Annotated in this window: 13 protein-coding genes; 7 read left to right on the plus strand and 6 right to left on the minus strand. The window is 65.0% G+C overall.

Annotated features, from left to right (window positions below; genetic code table 11):
- Positions 1-16: 16 nt before the first annotated feature.
- On the minus strand, positions 17-1,090 hold the full coding sequence (locus XI05_RS17200) for a 4-oxalomesaconate tautomerase (protein ID WP_271503740.1): 1,074 nt from the start codon (positions 1,088-1,090) through the stop codon (positions 17-19).
- A 117-nt stretch (positions 1,091-1,207) separates the two neighbouring features.
- Here XI05_RS17200 and XI05_RS17205 point away from each other — a divergent pair, with 117 nt between their 5' ends.
- The 5 genes from XI05_RS17205 to XI05_RS17225 all read left to right on the plus strand — a co-directional run bounded on the left by XI05_RS17205 (position 1,208) and on the right by XI05_RS17225 (position 6,687).
- Positions 1,208-2,188 (plus strand): LysR family transcriptional regulator, encoded by a 981-nt coding sequence (locus XI05_RS17205; RefSeq protein WP_271503743.1) that lies wholly within the window; start codon positions 1,208-1,210, stop codon positions 2,186-2,188.
- A gap of 193 nt (positions 2,189-2,381) precedes the next feature.
- Positions 2,382-3,767 carry an ABC transporter substrate-binding protein gene (locus XI05_RS17210; RefSeq protein WP_271503746.1) on the plus strand — a complete coding sequence of 462 codons (1,386 nt, stop codon included), beginning with the start codon at positions 2,382-2,384 and terminating at the stop codon, positions 3,765-3,767.
- Between the two features lie 97 nt (positions 3,768-3,864).
- Entirely contained in the window at positions 3,865-4,737 is an 873-nt protein-coding gene (locus XI05_RS17215) for a carbohydrate ABC transporter permease (protein ID WP_271503749.1), read from the plus strand.
- On the plus strand, positions 4,734-5,585 hold the full coding sequence (locus XI05_RS17220; RefSeq protein WP_172784734.1) for a carbohydrate ABC transporter permease: 852 nt from the start codon (positions 4,734-4,736) through the stop codon (positions 5,583-5,585). The genes XI05_RS17215 and XI05_RS17220 overlap by 4 nt, the downstream gene beginning before the upstream one ends.
- A 115-nt stretch (positions 5,586-5,700) precedes the next feature.
- Positions 5,701-6,687 carry a hypothetical protein gene (locus tag XI05_RS17225; protein WP_271503751.1) on the plus strand — a complete coding sequence of 329 codons (987 nt, stop codon included), beginning with the start codon at positions 5,701-5,703 and terminating at the stop codon, positions 6,685-6,687.
- On the opposite strand, the gene XI05_RS17230 is transcribed toward XI05_RS17225, so the two are convergent.
- Genes XI05_RS17230 through XI05_RS17240 form a run of 3 tightly spaced genes read right to left on the minus strand, consistent with a single transcriptional unit; the run spans position 6,626 to position 9,526 of the window.
- Positions 6,626-7,438 carry an ABC transporter permease gene (locus XI05_RS17230; protein ID WP_271503754.1) on the minus strand — a complete coding sequence of 271 codons (813 nt, stop codon included), beginning with the start codon at positions 7,436-7,438 and terminating at the stop codon, positions 6,626-6,628. The two genes, XI05_RS17225 and XI05_RS17230, sit on opposite strands and share 62 nt — an antisense overlap.
- A 4-nt stretch (positions 7,439-7,442) precedes the next feature.
- The gene (locus tag XI05_RS17235; protein WP_271503757.1) at positions 7,443-8,357 is read right to left on the minus strand and encodes an ABC transporter permease; all 915 of its coding nucleotides are present in this window, start codon (positions 8,355-8,357) and stop codon (positions 7,443-7,445) included.
- Positions 8,354-9,526: an ABC transporter ATP-binding protein gene (locus tag XI05_RS17240; RefSeq protein ID WP_271503759.1), complete on the minus strand. Its 1,173-nt coding sequence runs from the start codon at positions 9,524-9,526 to the stop codon at positions 8,354-8,356. The genes XI05_RS17235 and XI05_RS17240 overlap by 4 nt, the downstream gene beginning before the upstream one ends.
- Before the next feature lie 122 nt (positions 9,527-9,648).
- Between XI05_RS17240 and XI05_RS17245 the strand changes: the two genes are divergently transcribed.
- Together XI05_RS17245 and XI05_RS17250 are read left to right on the plus strand one after the other, a co-directional pair.
- Positions 9,649-9,879, plus strand: a complete 231-nt coding sequence (locus XI05_RS17245) for a hypothetical protein (RefSeq protein WP_271503761.1) — start codon at positions 9,649-9,651, stop codon at positions 9,877-9,879.
- Entirely contained in the window at positions 9,876-10,178 is a 303-nt protein-coding gene (locus tag XI05_RS17250; protein ID WP_271503763.1) for a type II toxin-antitoxin system RelE/ParE family toxin, read from the plus strand. Before XI05_RS17245 ends, XI05_RS17250 begins: the two co-directional genes overlap by 4 nt.
- On the opposite strand, the gene XI05_RS17255 is transcribed toward XI05_RS17250, so the two are convergent.
- Both XI05_RS17255 and XI05_RS17260 read right to left on the minus strand, forming a co-directional pair.
- A complete protein-coding gene (locus XI05_RS17255) occupies positions 10,175-11,635 on the minus strand; it encodes a glycerol-3-phosphate dehydrogenase (RefSeq protein ID WP_271503765.1) in 1,461 nt (486 codons plus the stop codon). The two genes, XI05_RS17250 and XI05_RS17255, sit on opposite strands and share 4 nt — an antisense overlap.
- Before the next feature lie 34 nt (positions 11,636-11,669).
- Positions 11,670-14,357, minus strand: coding sequence for an EAL domain-containing protein (locus XI05_RS17260; protein ID WP_271503768.1), 2,688 nt, complete (start codon positions 14,355-14,357; stop codon positions 11,670-11,672).
- Positions 14,358-14,423 lie beyond the last annotated feature (66 nt).

A 14,423-nucleotide genomic window follows, 5' to 3' on the forward strand; every position in this document is an offset into this window, starting at 1 on the left:
TCGGAGGCGGCGGGGCTCAGGCCGCCAGCACCGAATGAGGCACGTGTGATCGGCGGGCGAAGACGTGGCCCTCGAAGATCCGCCGGGCTGTTCGCAGCACCCGGGCAACCGGGCCGGGCTCGAGCCTGACCACGAGCTGGCCGGAGGGATGGGCGAGCGTGATCGGCACCGGCGGCGCCAGCGGTCCGACCATCTCTGCGGCAATCGTTCCTGATGTGACGCATGCGGTCGCGATCGCGACGGCGCCTGTTACCGCCAGCGCGCTATGGCAGTCGTGCGGCATGAAGTATCTGACGTTCAACGTCGCCCCGCTCGCGGGCGCGATCAAAACCGGTTTCGGGATCACCATCGAGGCGGGATTGGGAAAGCCCATCCGGCGTCCGGCCTCGATCCGCAACTCCTCGAGGCGCGCGCGGAAGCTGCTGTCGGCAAAGTCCGAGGGAGCCTCGCGGCCGCTCCATCCCAGATCCGCCGCACGGACCAGCATGACCGGCATCGCCGCATCGAGACAGGTCACGTCGATTCCCTTGATGGTGTCGACGGCGCGTCCCGTCGGCAGGAGACGACCGGTACGTGCGCCGGCGGCGTTGGGGAAGGACAGCTCGATGGGCGCGGCCGTTCCCGGCACACCGTCGATCTGCGCCTCGCCGTCATAGGTCACCCGCCCTCCCGGCGTGGCGACCGTCGCGTCGATCAGCTTGCCGGTGTTGACGTTGTGGATGCGCACATGGGTGCGATCGGCGGTGGAGGTGACGAGGCCGGCCTCGATTGCGAACGGCCCCACCCCCGCCAGCATGTTTCCGCAGTTCGGCGAGGTGTCGACGATCCCTTCACGAACCCGCACCTGGGCGAACAGATAGTCGACGTCGGCGCCGGGCACCGATGCCGGTCCAACGATCGCGACCTTGTTGATGACGGCATTGCCGCCGCCGATCCCGTCGATGCCAAGGTCGTGTCCGCCTCCCATCACGGACAAGAGGACCGCGTCACGCGACCTTGCGTCGACCGGAAGATCGCGGGCCAGGAAGAACGGGCCTCGCGAGGTACCCCCGCGCATGACCACACAGGGAATGGCAATCTGATCGTTCATGGAGCTGATCCGTTCGGCGACACCTTCGCGCTGGCCGCAGCATCGTCCGGCAGAACTCTTTTGTGAAATGCAAATATCCGTGGTATTATTTCGAAAACCGGTATAATTGGAGGCACCATGAATGCGGAACTGCTCGACCTCAAGGCCTTCATCACCGTGGCGGAGACCGGAAGCTTCGTCCGCACCGCGCGGGCACTGAACCTGTCACAGCCCGCGCTCAGCCGACGCATCCAGAAACTGGAAGAGGGCCTCGGTGCGCCGCTGCTCGAACGCTCGACGCGCCACGTCAATCTCACCATGACGGGCCGCGATTTCCTGCCGAAGGTGCGCCGCCTCATCGACGAGTTCGAGACCTCGGTGCTCGCCATCCAGGATATCGGCGCGCGAAGTTCGGGCCTGGTCTCGGTGGCGGCGGTGCCCACCGCGGTGTTCTACTTCCTGCCGCGCGCGATCGGCCGGTTTGCCGAAGCCTATCCGCGCATTCGCATCCGGATTCTCGACATCGGTGCCAATGAGGGATTGGAAGCGGTCGCGCGCGGCGAGGTCGATTTCGGCATCAATTTCATCGGGGCCTCCCATGCCGAGATCGAGTTCGAGAAGCTGGTGGAGGATCCTTTCGTCCTCGCCTGCCGTCACGACCATCCGCTGGCATCGCGCAAGCAGGTCAGCTGGCCGGAGATCGTGCCGCACCGGGTCATCACCGTCGGCCGCAACAGCGGCAATCGTGCGCTGATCGACAACGCGCTGGCGCGACACGGCCTGCAGCTGAACTGGTCCTATGAAGTGGCTCACCTCTCCGGTTCGCTTGGCCTGGTCGAAGCGGGCCTCGGCATCGCCGTACTACCGAAGCTCGCGACGCCCGCGGCCGGCCATCCGATCATTCAGACCATTCGCCTGATCGAGCCGGAAGTGTCGCGGACGATCGGCATCGTGCGCAGGCGCGGAGCGACTCTGTCCCCTCATGCCAGCCAGTTTCTCAAGATGCTGCTCGAGGCATGGCGTTCGCCCGCTCGGACCAGCGGGCAAGGCAAGCCGCGCGCGCGATCGGCTGACACGAGCCCGACTGCCGCTTCGGCCGGCATCAAGGGTAAGCGCTGACAGACCAGACACCACGAGGCGAATTGATTGGCATGTATTGATGCGGCCTTTGGATCGATGCGCGAATTCGCATCGTCGCAGCCTCGCTCCAACCGCGACATAGGTCTGACAAGAAGCCGCTAGATCGGATGACGGCCATGCGCTAGTGTTTTATACGACCGGTTAAAACACCGGCCGTTTGAGGGAGAAAAACGTGAAATCCAAGGTTATTCGCGCAGTTTCATTGGCGGTCGCTGCGGCTGGGCTATTTGCCGCCACCGCACCCGCCTTTGCGCAGCAAAAGACGATTACGGTTTGGTGGGTCAAGGGCTTTTACAAGTCCGAGGACGAAGCGCTCGCCGAGACGATCAAGAAATTCGAAGCCAAGACCGGCATCAAGGTCGAATTGTCGCAGTACGCGATCCAGGACATGATTCCGAAGACCGTCGCGGCGCTCGATGCAGGCACCGTGCCCGACGTCGCCTATTCCGACAGCTACGACGTGCAGGTACAGGGCAAGTGGGCCTATGAGGGCAAGCTCGAGGACCTCACCGACGTCATGGAGCCGATCAAGGGCCGGTTCGTGCAGAACACGCTCGACGCCTCGATCCTCTACAACGACGTCACCAAGAAGAAGGCCTATTACGGCTTTCCGCTGAAGCAGCAGAGCATGCACGTTCAGATCTGGAACGACCTGCTGGAGAAGGCCGGCTTCAAGCTGAGCGACATTCCGAACGACTGGGCGGGCTATTGGACGTTCTGGTGCGACAAGGTGCAGCCGGCGATCCGCAAGGCGACCGGCCAGCGCCTCTACGCCGTCGGCCAGCCGATGGGCGTGGAATCCACCGACGCCTTCCAGTCGTTCTACACCTTCATGGACGCCTATCACGTCAAGCTGGTCGACGACGACGGCAAGCTGCTGGTCGACGATCCCGCGGTTCGCGAGAACCTGATCAAGGCGATGAAGGACTACACCGACACCTACATCAAGGGCTGCACCCCGCCGTCCTCCACCACCTGGAAGGATCCCGACAATAACGTTGCGTTCCACAACAAGACGATCGTGATGACCCATAACTTCACGATCTCGATCGCGGCGAAATGGTTCGAGGATTCCCAGAACCAGAACCTCACGCCGGAACAGCGCGAGGCCGGCAAGAAGGCCTATGAACAGGACATCATCACGGCGTCGTTCCCGAAGGCGCCTGATGGCTCGACCATCCGCTACCGCTCCGACGTCAAGACCGGACTGGTCTTCACCGCGGCCAAGAACAAGGCCGAGGCCAAGCAGTTCATCAGCTTCCTGCTGCAGGAAGAGAACGTCCGTCCCTACATCGAGGGCGCGCTCGGCCGCTGGTTCCCGGTGACGAAGGAAAGCCAGGAAAGCCCGTTCTGGCAGGCTGACAAGCACCGCAAGGCGGTCTACGCGCAGTTCAAGGGCGGCACCGCGGCGTTCGACTTCACCAAGAACTGGAAGTTCACGATCCTCAACAACGAGAACGTGTGGGCGAAGGCGATGAACCGCGTCGTCAGCGAGAAGGTTCCGGTCGACAAGGCCGTGGACGAGCTGATCGCCCGGATCAAGCAGGTCGCGGGCTAAGGTCCATCCTTCTCTCCCCGTGGCTCGCAGGGAGTGGTAAACGACAAACACCGGCCGCCTCGTGCGGCCGGAAGTCCTTTCAAAGAGTTTCGAAAGAATGGCGATCACGCTCTCTGGCGATCAGGCAATCCCCGGCCCGCCCCTGTCGTCGCGGCTGACCCCGGCGCAGGTCTGGGGCATCATCCTGCTCGCTCCCTACATGCTGGTCTTCCTGGCCTTCGTCGTCTATCCCGTTTGCTACGGGCTGTGGCTGGCGCGGGCGCCGTCGAATTACGTGGCGCTGTACAACGACCCGATCTTCGCGCGCGCCGCGATCAATACGCTGATCTTCCTGGTCATCGGCATCAACATCAAGATGCTGATCGCGTTGTTCCTGTCCGGCTTCTTCGCGCAGCAGCGCACCTGGATCAGATGGCTTTCGGTGATCTTCATCCTGCCGTGGGCGGTGCCGTCGATCCCGACCATCCTGTCGGTGCGCTTCATGCTCAATCCCGAATGGGGCGTGATCAACCACCTCATCTTCTCGTTCACCGGCGATGACGGCCCGAACTGGCTGAACGACCCGACCGTGGCGCTCAGCATGGCAATCGGCGTTCACATCTGGAAGTCCCTGCCGTTCTGGACCCTGATCCTGATCACCGGCCGTCTCGCGATCCCGCACGATCTGTTCGAGGCCGCGGAGGTCGACGGCGCGAGCTGGTGGCAGAAATTCCGCTACATCACCTGGCCGTCGATGCAGACGCTGTACATCACCTGCACGCTGCTCTCGATGATCTGGACGCTGGGCGACTTCAACAGCGTCTACCTGCTCACCGGCGGCGGACCTGCCGACCTCACGCACGTGCTGGCGACGCTCGGTATCCGCTATCTCCGGCTCGACCAGCTCTCGCTCGCGATGGCGTCCATCGTCTGCGCGATGCCGTTCGTCCTGCCGCTCGTTTACTTCATGATGAAACGGTTGTCGCGATGAAGCTTCCCTCCCTCCGTGACGTCGCGACGGAAGCGCGGCTGCTGCTGATCGGCATTCCCGTCTTCCTGTGGACGATGATCCCGATCTACCACATGTTCCTGTTCGCGATCTCCCCCAAGGAGGACGCGTTCTCGGGCAAGCTGTGGCCGGATCATCCGACGCTGCACAACTTCGAGATCGTGTTCAAGCAGCAGCACTATTTCCTGCGCGACTTCTACGTCCAGTTCTGGAATTCGACGCTGATCGCGGCTTCCGTCGGCGCGCTGACGCTGGTCATCGCGACCGCAGCCGCGTTCTCGATCTCGCGGCTGAAGGTGCCGGGCGGACGCGCGGTGCTGAACCTCGCGCTCTTCACCTATTTCATTCCGGCGGCGTTCCTCGCGGTGCCGATGTATCGCACCATGGGCAATTACGGCCTGCTCAACAATCATTGGTCGCTGATCCTGGCCATGGTGACGATCGCGAGCCCCTACGCCATCTGGGTGCTCAAGCAGGCCTCCGACAAGCTGCCGGTCGAGCTGGACGAGGCCGCGGTGATGGACGGCGCCACCACCCTGCAGATCTTCCGCCTGGTCTACGTGCCGCTGATGATGCCCTCGCTGGTCGCGATCGGCACCTATGCGGTGCTGCTGGCCTGGAACGAATATCTCTACGCGTTCCTGCTGCTGTCGAACGACCGCGAGATCACCCTCCCCGTCGCGCTCGGCAACTTCCTCGCCGCCGACGACTCGCCGTGGGAGCTGCTGATGACCACCGGCTTCATCTACGCGCTGCCGCCGGCCGCGGTCTATTACGCCTTCCGCCGCTACATGGTGGGCGGGCTGACGGCGGGTGCGGTGAAGTCCTGACGCAACAGGACGCAAGGGGTCGCCGCAAGCAAAGCGGTCGAGCAAGGGCGTGGGCAATTGAAGATTGTCCACGCCTCATCTAACCTCCGGGTTCCCAAAGGCGGGGCCCGGCATCATGCGAAGCAACGACGCGATCCATCTCGGCCTGATGCTGCTGGCGCTCGCGGCCGCCTATCTGGTGCCGTTCGAGCTGTTGCTGCTGGCCTATGTCGTGCTCGGCCCGGCGCATTATTTCACCGAGATCTCGTGGCTGCATGACCGCAGCTACTACCTGCCCCATCGCGGCATTGCCGCGGTTCTCGCCATCGTCGCCGTGGTCGCGGCGCTGATCGACAACGCCTCGTGGTTCGGTTTTGCGATGTGGGCCGCGCTGGTCGTCTGCGCCATGCTGGCGGCGACCGCCACCGCGATCGAGAGCATGCTGCTGTTCATGGTGGCGCTTGCCCTTTCCGCGATCATGTATTCGAGCGGCTCCTCGCTCGCCGTGATCGGCATCCTGATTCCGACGCTGATTCACGTCTCGCTGTTCACGCTGATCTTCATGGTGCTCGGCGCCTACCGGTCCGGCAGCCGCGTGCAGGCCGCGCTGGTGGTGCTCTATCTCGCCGCAATCGCCGCGATCCTGCTGCTGCCGCCCGCCGCCGAAATCCGCATCGCAAGCTTTGCCCGGGTCGGCCAGGACTATTTCGGCAATGTCGGCCCGGCGCTCGGCCGGCTGTTCGGCGTGCCGGGGCTCGTGCTCGACACCAGGCTGACCAGCCTGCTCGCCTTCGTCTACACCTATCACTACCTCAACTGGTTCATCAAAGCCGACGTGATCCGCTGGACCGAGGTGCCGAAGGCGCGGCTGGCGGCAATGGCCGCTGCCAGCGCAGCGGCGACCGCGCTCTATTTCTACGACTACGCGTTCGGCTTCACCTTCCTGCTGGCGCTCAGCCTGATTCACATCCTGCTGGAGTTTCCGCTCAATGCACTGGCGCTGCGCCAGCTCGGTGCGGCCATGCAGGACGCCGCCCGTGCGCGCTTCGCCGCGCGACCGGCTACAGCGGCGCCGCGCTCTCGCCCTGCGAACTCGACAGCTTCGAAGCGAGCGAGGCGATGACGATGACGACCGCGATCAGGGCGATCACCAGCGTGCAGATCGCGTTGATCTCGGGCTTCACGCCGAGCCGCACCTCCGAATAGATGCGGATCGGCAGGGTCGCCGAGCCCGGGCCGGTGGTGAAGCTCGCGATCACGAGGTCGTCGAGCGACAGCGTGAACGCCAGCATCCAGCCGGCGATGATCGCCGGAGCGATCAGCGGCAGCGTCACGGCGACGAACGCCCGCACCGGATCGCAGCCGAGATCCATTGCCGCCTCCTCCAGCGAGCGATCGAGCGAGCCGAGGCGCGACTGCACGACCACCGCGACGAAGCACATGGTCAGCGTGGTATGGGCGATCGTCACCGTCCAGAAGCCGCGCTCGGCATTCAGCGCGACGAACAGCAAGAGCAGCGACAACCCCGTGATCACTTCCGGCATCACCAGCGGGGCATAGAGCATGCCGGAGAACAGGGTACGGCCGCGGAACCTCTCCCCGCGCGACAGCGCCACCGCCGCCAGCGTGCCGAGCAGTGTCGCGATCGTCGCGGAGGCGACCGCAACCCGCAGGCTCATCCAGGCCGCCTCGATCATGGCGCGGTCATTGAAGAACTCGTGATACCAGCGCAGCGACCAGCCGCCCCACACCGTCACCAGGCGCGAGGCGTTGAAGGAGTAGAGAACGAGAATCAGGATCGGCAGATAGAGGAAGGCCAGCCCGAGTGCCAGCGAGGCGATGTTGAAGCGGGACAGGCGGGCGACCTTGCGCATCGTCTCAACGCCCCTGTTCCAGCTGTCGCTTCTGCAGCCGCTCGTACAGCAGGAGCGGCAGCAGCAGCACGACGAGCAGCACGATCGCGGCAGCGGAGGTGACCGGCCAGTCCTTGTTGGTGAAGAATTCGAGCCACAGGATCTGTCCGATCATCAGCGAATTGGATCCAGCCAGAAGATCGGGAATCACGAACTCGCCGACGATCGGAATGAAGCACAAGAGCACGCCGGCGCCGACCCCGGGCAGCGACAGCGGGAAGGTGACGAGCCAGAACACCTGCCAGGGCGGCGCGCCGAGATCGGAGGCCGCCTCCTCCAGCGCCGGCTCCATCTTGGCGAGCGTGGCGTAGAGCGGCAGGATCATGAACGGCAGATAGGAATAGACGATGCCGATATACATCGCGGTGTCGGTGGAGAGCCACACCACTGGCCGGCTGATCAGATGCAGCGCGAGCAGGACCTGGTTCAGCAGGCCGTCGTGCTGGAGGATGTTGATCCAGGCGTAGATGCGGATCAGGAACGAGGTCCAGAACGGCACGATCACCAGCACCATCGCCACCGCCTGCCAGCGTTTCGGCAACCGCGCCATGCCGTAGGCGATGGGATAGCCGATCAGGAGCAGCAGCGCGGTGGCGGTGATGGCCACGGTGAGGCTGCGCACATAGGCGAAGACGTAGATGTCGTCGGAGCCGAGCAGCTTGAAATTGTCGACCGAGAGCGCTGCGAACGCCGCCTTGAGAGCGTCCCATCCCGCCGTCACGTCGAACACCGGCTCGTAAGGCGGCTGCGCGATCGCGGTCTGCGACAGGCTGATCTTGAGCACGAAGGCGAACGGCACCAGGAAGAACAGCACCATCCAGACATAGGGCGCGATCGCGGCGAAGCGCGCGGGCCTTGCGAAGATGCGGCGGGAGCTCATGATTGCAGCACCACGCAATCATCAGGCGTGAACCAGGCGACGACATGCTGGTTCAGGCTGTAGGCGTCGACGTCGAGCCGCGCGCTGTTGGCGACCGACGCCTGCAGCATTCCGCCGGTCTCGAGCTTCACCTTGTAGGTGGTGGTGCCGCCGAGATAGCAGATGTCGGCGATCACGCCGTCGAGAGTGTTGATCGCCGTCTCACGACCAGCCTCGCTGACCGGGGCGCGGCGCGACAGCTTGATCTTCTCGGGGCGGATTGCGACCGCCAGTTTTCCGGTGCCGACGGCTTCGCGCGGCTCGGCCACCACCAGCGCCCCCGCATCGCGCGTGCCGATGACCAGACGATGACCGTCGCGCAACTTGGACTCGCCGTCGAACAGATTGATGTCGCCGACGAACTCGGCGATCCAGCGCGAACGCGGCGCCTCGTAGAGCTCGCGGGGGCTCGCGACCTGGGCGAGCTTGCCTGATTTCATCACACCGATCCGGCTCGCCATCGTCATCGCCTCCTCTTGGTCGTGGGTGACGATGATGAAGGTCATGCCGAGCCGCCGCTGCAGCTCCATCAGCTCGGCTTGCGTGTTTTCGCGCAACTTCTTGTCGAGGGCTGCAAGCGGCTCGTCCAGCAGCAGGAGCTGCGGCCGGCGCGCCAGGGCGCGGGCCAGCGCCACGCGCTGGCGCTGACCGCCGGACAGCTGGTCCGGCTTGCGCTTTTCCAATCCTTCGAGCTTGACCAGCGCGACCATCTCCGCCACGCGCGTGGCGATGTCGGCGCGGGGCATGCCGGCGCGCTTCAGGCCGAAGGCGATGTTGTCGCGCACCGACAGATGTGGGAAGAGCGCATAGTTCTGGAACATCATGTTGATCGGCCGCTCATGCGGCAGCGCCTGCGCGATGTCCTTGCCGCCGAGCAGGATGCGTCCCTCGTCCGGCGCCTCGAAGCCCGCGAGCATGCGCAGGAGCGTGGTCTTGCCGCAGCCGCTCGGGCCGAGCAGCGCGAAGAACTCGCCGGCGTTGATATCGAGCGACACGCCGTCGACGGCGCGGAATGCGCCGAAGGTCTTGGCGACGCCCTCGATGCGCAGCAGCGGCTGGCCTGCTGCCGGAAATGACCCTCCGGCAGCCGGTTCAGCCGCAACCTTCGTTCCGGGCAATTCTTCCGCCATGGTCCCTGCCAACCCCGATTCCGCCGCACGCTAGCGGCCGATCGTGTTTAGCTCAACCGGTTCGGGGCGAATGATCGGAAATTGGCCTTCATGCGAGGCGTCAAAGGGCGTATGATCAGAACATGACCAAGTTGCTGGATCAGGCCCTGGAGATCGCACGCAGTCTGCCCGCCGACGCGCAGGACGACATTGCCCGCATCGTACTCCAGCTTGCTGGTGGCGATGCAGCGCATCCTGTCATCCTGTCAGATGACGAGAGAACGGCAATCGCCGCATCCAAGGCCGCGGCCAAACGGAGGGAATTCGCAACCGAGGCTCAAGTCCGAGCGACTTGGGCCAAACACGGCCTGTGAAGATTCGCTACACACTTCCGGCGCTCGCCGACCTCGATTCGATACTGACCTACATTGCAGAAGCGTCTCCGCAAGGAGCGGCACGCGTCCAAAAGCGCATTCAGGACGTTATCGGTCTGCTGCTCGCGCATCCCGAGATCGGTCTACGAACGGACGATCGGGACATCCGGAGGCTGACCACAACGCCCTACCCCTTTCTGATCTTCTACGAGATCGGAGACCAAGAGATCATCATCCATGCCATCCGTCATGGGGCTCGCGATCCCGGAGGGATGCCGGGTGCGCGAGATCCCGCCTAGTTCGGATCCGCCATGAACGCCGCCAGCGCGTCACGGTCCGCGGCGGGCATGGTCAGGCCGAGCTTGGAACGGCGCCACAGAACGTCATCCGGAAACCGCGCCCATTCACGGGTCATGAGATAGCGCACCTCGGCGCCGGTCAGTTCGGGTCCGAAGGCGGGGCCGAGATCCTCACGTGCCTTCGCCTCGCCGAGCACGGCCGACAATCGCGAGCCATAGGCGGCAACCAGGCGCTGGGCTTCCGGCTCCGACAAGAAGCGCCAGCGCTCGCGTGCGAGGTCGACCTCGGTGTCGAAACGGTCCCAGGCGAAATCTCCACCCGGCAGCGTTGCGCCGGCGGTCCAGGGCGGCGACATCGGGTAGAACGGCGTCAGCTTCGTCACCGCCCGCTCGGCGCGCCGGCGCGAGGTGGTGACGTCGCCGCCGAACATCGTGATCAGCGGCGCCTTGCGCCGACGCGCATGGAACAGGGTCGTGCCCTCGCGTTGCCGCGCGGACGCCGGCCTCAAATTGACGCCGGAGACCGTCCGGACCACGTCGGTCGGGACGATGCGCTCGCGAAAGTAGCGGCTCGCCGCTTCGCAGAGATAATCGACGTCGGCACCGCGCATCGCCACGATGGCGGGGTCGCCGGTGAAATCATGCGTGACCGTGCCGATCAGCGTGAACGCGCGCTCGAACGGGCTTGCGAAGATCAGCCGGCCGTCGCTGTTCTGGAACACGTAGACATTGTCAGAATCGAACAGCCTGGGCACGATGATCTGGCTCATCTGCATGGCCGTCACGGCGGGCTGCGGCTGGCGCAGGATCGTCTCCGCGACGATCGAGGTCCAGCCGCCACTGGTATTGGCCAGCGCCCTGGCTGTGATGGAGCGGCGGTGGCCGCGATCGACCACGGCGAGCCGCCAGATGTCGGTTCGGTCGGCACGCACGCAGCGTGCCCCGGTCCGGATCGCCGCACCACGCTCGGCGGCGTCCAGCGCCGTGAGCACGACAAGGCGCGAATCGTCGACGATGCAGTCCGAATATTCGAACGCCGTGCCGAACGGGCGCTTCAGCGCGTTGCCGACAGGGTGATGGGTGATGTCGAGGGTCGCCGACGCGGGCAGGCCGCTCCGGCCGGCGAGGCCGTCATAGAGAAACAGGCCGGCCCGCAGCAACCAGGGTGGACGCTCGTCCACGTGCGCGGGAATCACGAAACGCATCGGCCGGACCAGATGCGGCGCGATCCGGAGCCAGATCCGGCGCTCGGCCAGAGCCCGGCGCACCCGCCAGAAGCCGCGGCGCTCCAGCACTGAGAGATCGCCGTGGATCAGCCGCGGTGTGGCCGACGACGCCGCGCCGCCGAGATCGCCCTGCTCGAACAGGATTACCCGCAGGCCGCGGCCCGCCGCATCGCGGGCGAGGCTGACGCCGTTCAGGCCGCCGCCGATGATCGCGAGATCGTAATCCGCCATGAAGCCGTCGAATGGGAGCGAAGCGCTCCCATCACTAACCGGTCTTCAGCGCAAGCTCCATGGCTTCGTCGCGGCCGACGAGGCCGGCATATTTGCCGATCGGCAAGGGCTTGCCGAGCAGGTAGCCCTGCACGCCGTCGCAGCCCTCCTTGGCGAGGAAGGCGAGCTGGTCGACCGTCTCGACGCCCTCGGCGATGATCGACATTTCGAGGCCGTGGCCGAGGTCGATAACGGCGCGCACGATCGCCGCCGATTGCGGGTTGCGGCCGAGATTGATGATGAAGGCGCGGTCGATCTTGATCTTGTCGAACGGGAACGCCTGGAGATAGCTCAGCGAGGAATAGCCGCTGCCGAAATCGTCCATGGAGATGCGCACGCCGAGCGCCTTCAGGCGGCGCAGCAGCGCGAGACCGCGGTCGAAATCCTCGATCAGAACACCCTCGGTGATCTCGAGCTCGAGCCGGCCGGGTGCAAGGCCCGTCTCGAGCAGGATCGAATGGACGAGGCCGACCACATCGCCGTGCATGAACTGCGCCGGGGACAGATTGACCGCGACCTGCAGCGGCTTCGGCCAGGACGCCGCCTCGCGGCAGGCCTCGCGCAGGATCCACTCGCCCATCTCGACGATGAGGCCGCTTTCCTCGGCGATGGGAATGAACTCGGCCGGGGAGACCTGGCCGCGCACCGGATGCTGCCAGCGCGCCAGCGCCTCGAAGCCGATGATCTCGCTCTCGGCGACGCTGTGGCCCGCGGCCCCCTGCGGCTGGAAGGCGAGTGCGAGCTCGCCGTTCTTGACCGCCATGGAGAGGTCCTGGTGCAGCACGCGGCGGTCGCGAATCTGCTGGTCCATCTCGGGCTGGTAGAGGCTGATCGTGCCGCGCGACTTCTGCTTGGCGCGGAACAGCGTGGCACCGGCATTGGCGAGCAGCGAGGCGCCATCGGTGCCATTGTGGGGGAACACCGACATGCCCGTGGTGATGCCGGCGCGGACCGGACGGCCGTCGATCTGAAAATCCTTCGCGACGGCTTCGCCGATCTGCTGCGCCAGCGCGAGGCCGGCCTCGGGCTGCTTGCCGTCGATGATCAGCCCGAACTCGTCCCCGGAGAGGCGCGCCACCACGCCGCCGCGCGCGGAATCCTGGAGCCGATGGGCGACCTCGATCAGGAGCTTGTCGCCGAGCGCATGGCCGAAGACGTCGTTGACCTCCTTGAGGCCGTCGAGGTCGACGCAGAGCACGGCGAACTCCTCGCCGGTGCCCTCGCAGGCCTCGATCATCTGGGTCAGCGCCTGCAGGAAGGCGGCGCGGTTCGGCAGATCGGTGAGGCCGTCGTGATAGGCCATGTGCGCCATGCGCGACTCGGTCTGCCGGCGGTCGGTGACGTCCTCGTGGGTCTTGATCAGATATTGCGGCTCGCCGGCCTCGCTGAGCACGGTGGCGCGGCGGGTGAGGAACAGCCGCAGGCCGTCCTTGGTCGAGATCGGATGCTCCTCGGTGATCATCCCGCGCTTCTTGATCGCGGCCTCGTCGCGCGCGACGATCAGCTTGGCTTCCTTGGCGTTGAAGATGTCGGACGCGGTCAGGCCGGTGGCTTCCTCGCGCCTGCGGTTAAGGATCGTCTCGGCGCTGCGGTTGGCGAGCAGATAGCGGCCGTCCTTGACCTGTTCCACGATCAGCGCAACCGGGATGTTGTCGACCACGAGCTCGAGGAACTTCTTGGTGCTCTCCAGCTCCTCCGACAGCGAGCGGCGGTCGGTGATGTCCTCGAACACGATGAGCAGAAATTCGGGCTTATTGCTCTCGTTGCGGACCACGATCCGGATCGAGGCGACCGTGCGCTGCGCACCGGCACGATCCACGTCGAACTCGTTGCGGTACTGGCCATCCGGCGAATGGAGTGCCGCCTGGTCGGCCGCCTCGATGCTCGCTGCCGAGGCCGATGCAAACAGCTCCCGCGCATTCCTGCCGACGGCGAAGTCCCGCGACAATCCCCAGAACTTCTCATAGGCGCTGTTGGCGAAGATGTAGCAGCCGTCCTCGATGTTCTTGGCCGCCACGCAGGCAGGCACATGGTCCAGCACCGTCTCCAGGAACTGCTTGGTGGAGGCGAGCTGCCGCGACAGCCTGCGCTCCTCGCTGACGTCGAGATGGGTCGCCACCGAGCCACCGTTCGGCAGCACGAAATATTTCACCAGGATGGCCCGTCCGTCGGGCAGCTCCGTGATCAGGCCGTTGACGCTCGATGCCTTATCGTAGAACTCGGCGTCGGAGGCGGCATTCAGCACCCCGCGCCTGCGACGAAGCTCGAGAAGGTCGTGGCCATTCATGCCAGGTCGGACTTCCGACCGCGTCAGGCCATAGATCTCGAGATAGCGGTCGTTGCAGAAGATGATGCGGCGCTGCGCATCCGTCATCACCACGCCCTGGTTGAGATTGTTCATGGCGGAGGAGATGAAGGCGTTGCGCCGCAGCTGCAAACGCCTGGACCGGCGCAATGAGGAATGGATCCACAGCCCGATCGCGGCGAGGAACGCGCAGACCACGATGCCGGCGATCAGGGCTTCCCAGATCACGCCCGGATCAAGCCCGGTGAGATCTGCCGCAACGGCAAGGCTGTCCGATGCCGCAAAGGCGCGCGCAGGCGCGCCCGTGCCGGCCAGGCATAGGAAGGCCTGCACAGCAATCGAAAGCGTGCTGCCCACGTGCCAGTTCTTCTCAGCCATCAGCCACCCGCGATTTCAACGTCGGATTGTCTGGCCTCGCGGGTTTGGATCGGGTAAACGCCTGAG

Source organism: Bradyrhizobium sp. CCBAU 11357, from assembly GCF_028128865.1.
Lineage (GTDB): Bacteria > Pseudomonadota > Alphaproteobacteria > Rhizobiales > Xanthobacteraceae > Bradyrhizobium.

What these genes read in the sequence shown, in the direction of transcription:
- XI05_RS17200 (WP_271503740.1), bottom strand. Translation starts at nt 1,090, where the DNA reads ATGAACGATCAGATTGCCATTCCCTGTGTGGTCATGCGCGGGGGTACC.
- XI05_RS17205 (WP_271503743.1), top strand. Translation starts at nt 1,208, where the DNA reads ATGAATGCGGAACTGCTCGACCTCAAGGCCTTCATCACCGTGGCGGAG.
- XI05_RS17215 (WP_271503749.1), top strand. Translation starts at nt 3,865, where the DNA reads ATGGCGATCACGCTCTCTGGCGATCAGGCAATCCCCGGCCCGCCCCTG.
- XI05_RS17220 (WP_172784734.1), top strand. Translation starts at nt 4,734, where the DNA reads ATGAAGCTTCCCTCCCTCCGTGACGTCGCGACGGAAGCGCGGCTGCTG.
- XI05_RS17225 (WP_271503751.1), top strand. Translation starts at nt 5,701, where the DNA reads ATGCGAAGCAACGACGCGATCCATCTCGGCCTGATGCTGCTGGCGCTC.
- XI05_RS17230 (WP_271503754.1), bottom strand. Translation starts at nt 7,438, where the DNA reads ATGCGCAAGGTCGCCCGCCTGTCCCGCTTCAACATCGCCTCGCTGGCA.
- XI05_RS17235 (WP_271503757.1), bottom strand. Translation starts at nt 8,357, where the DNA reads ATGAGCTCCCGCCGCATCTTCGCAAGGCCCGCGCGCTTCGCCGCGATC.
- XI05_RS17240 (WP_271503759.1), bottom strand. Translation starts at nt 9,526, where the DNA reads ATGGCGGAAGAATTGCCCGGAACGAAGGTTGCGGCTGAACCGGCTGCC.
- XI05_RS17245 (WP_271503761.1), top strand. Translation starts at nt 9,649, where the DNA reads ATGACCAAGTTGCTGGATCAGGCCCTGGAGATCGCACGCAGTCTGCCC.
- XI05_RS17255 (WP_271503765.1), bottom strand. Translation starts at nt 11,635, where the DNA reads ATGGCGGATTACGATCTCGCGATCATCGGCGGCGGCCTGAACGGCGTC.
- XI05_RS17260 (WP_271503768.1), bottom strand. Translation starts at nt 14,357, where the DNA reads ATGGCTGAGAAGAACTGGCACGTGGGCAGCACGCTTTCGATTGCTGTG.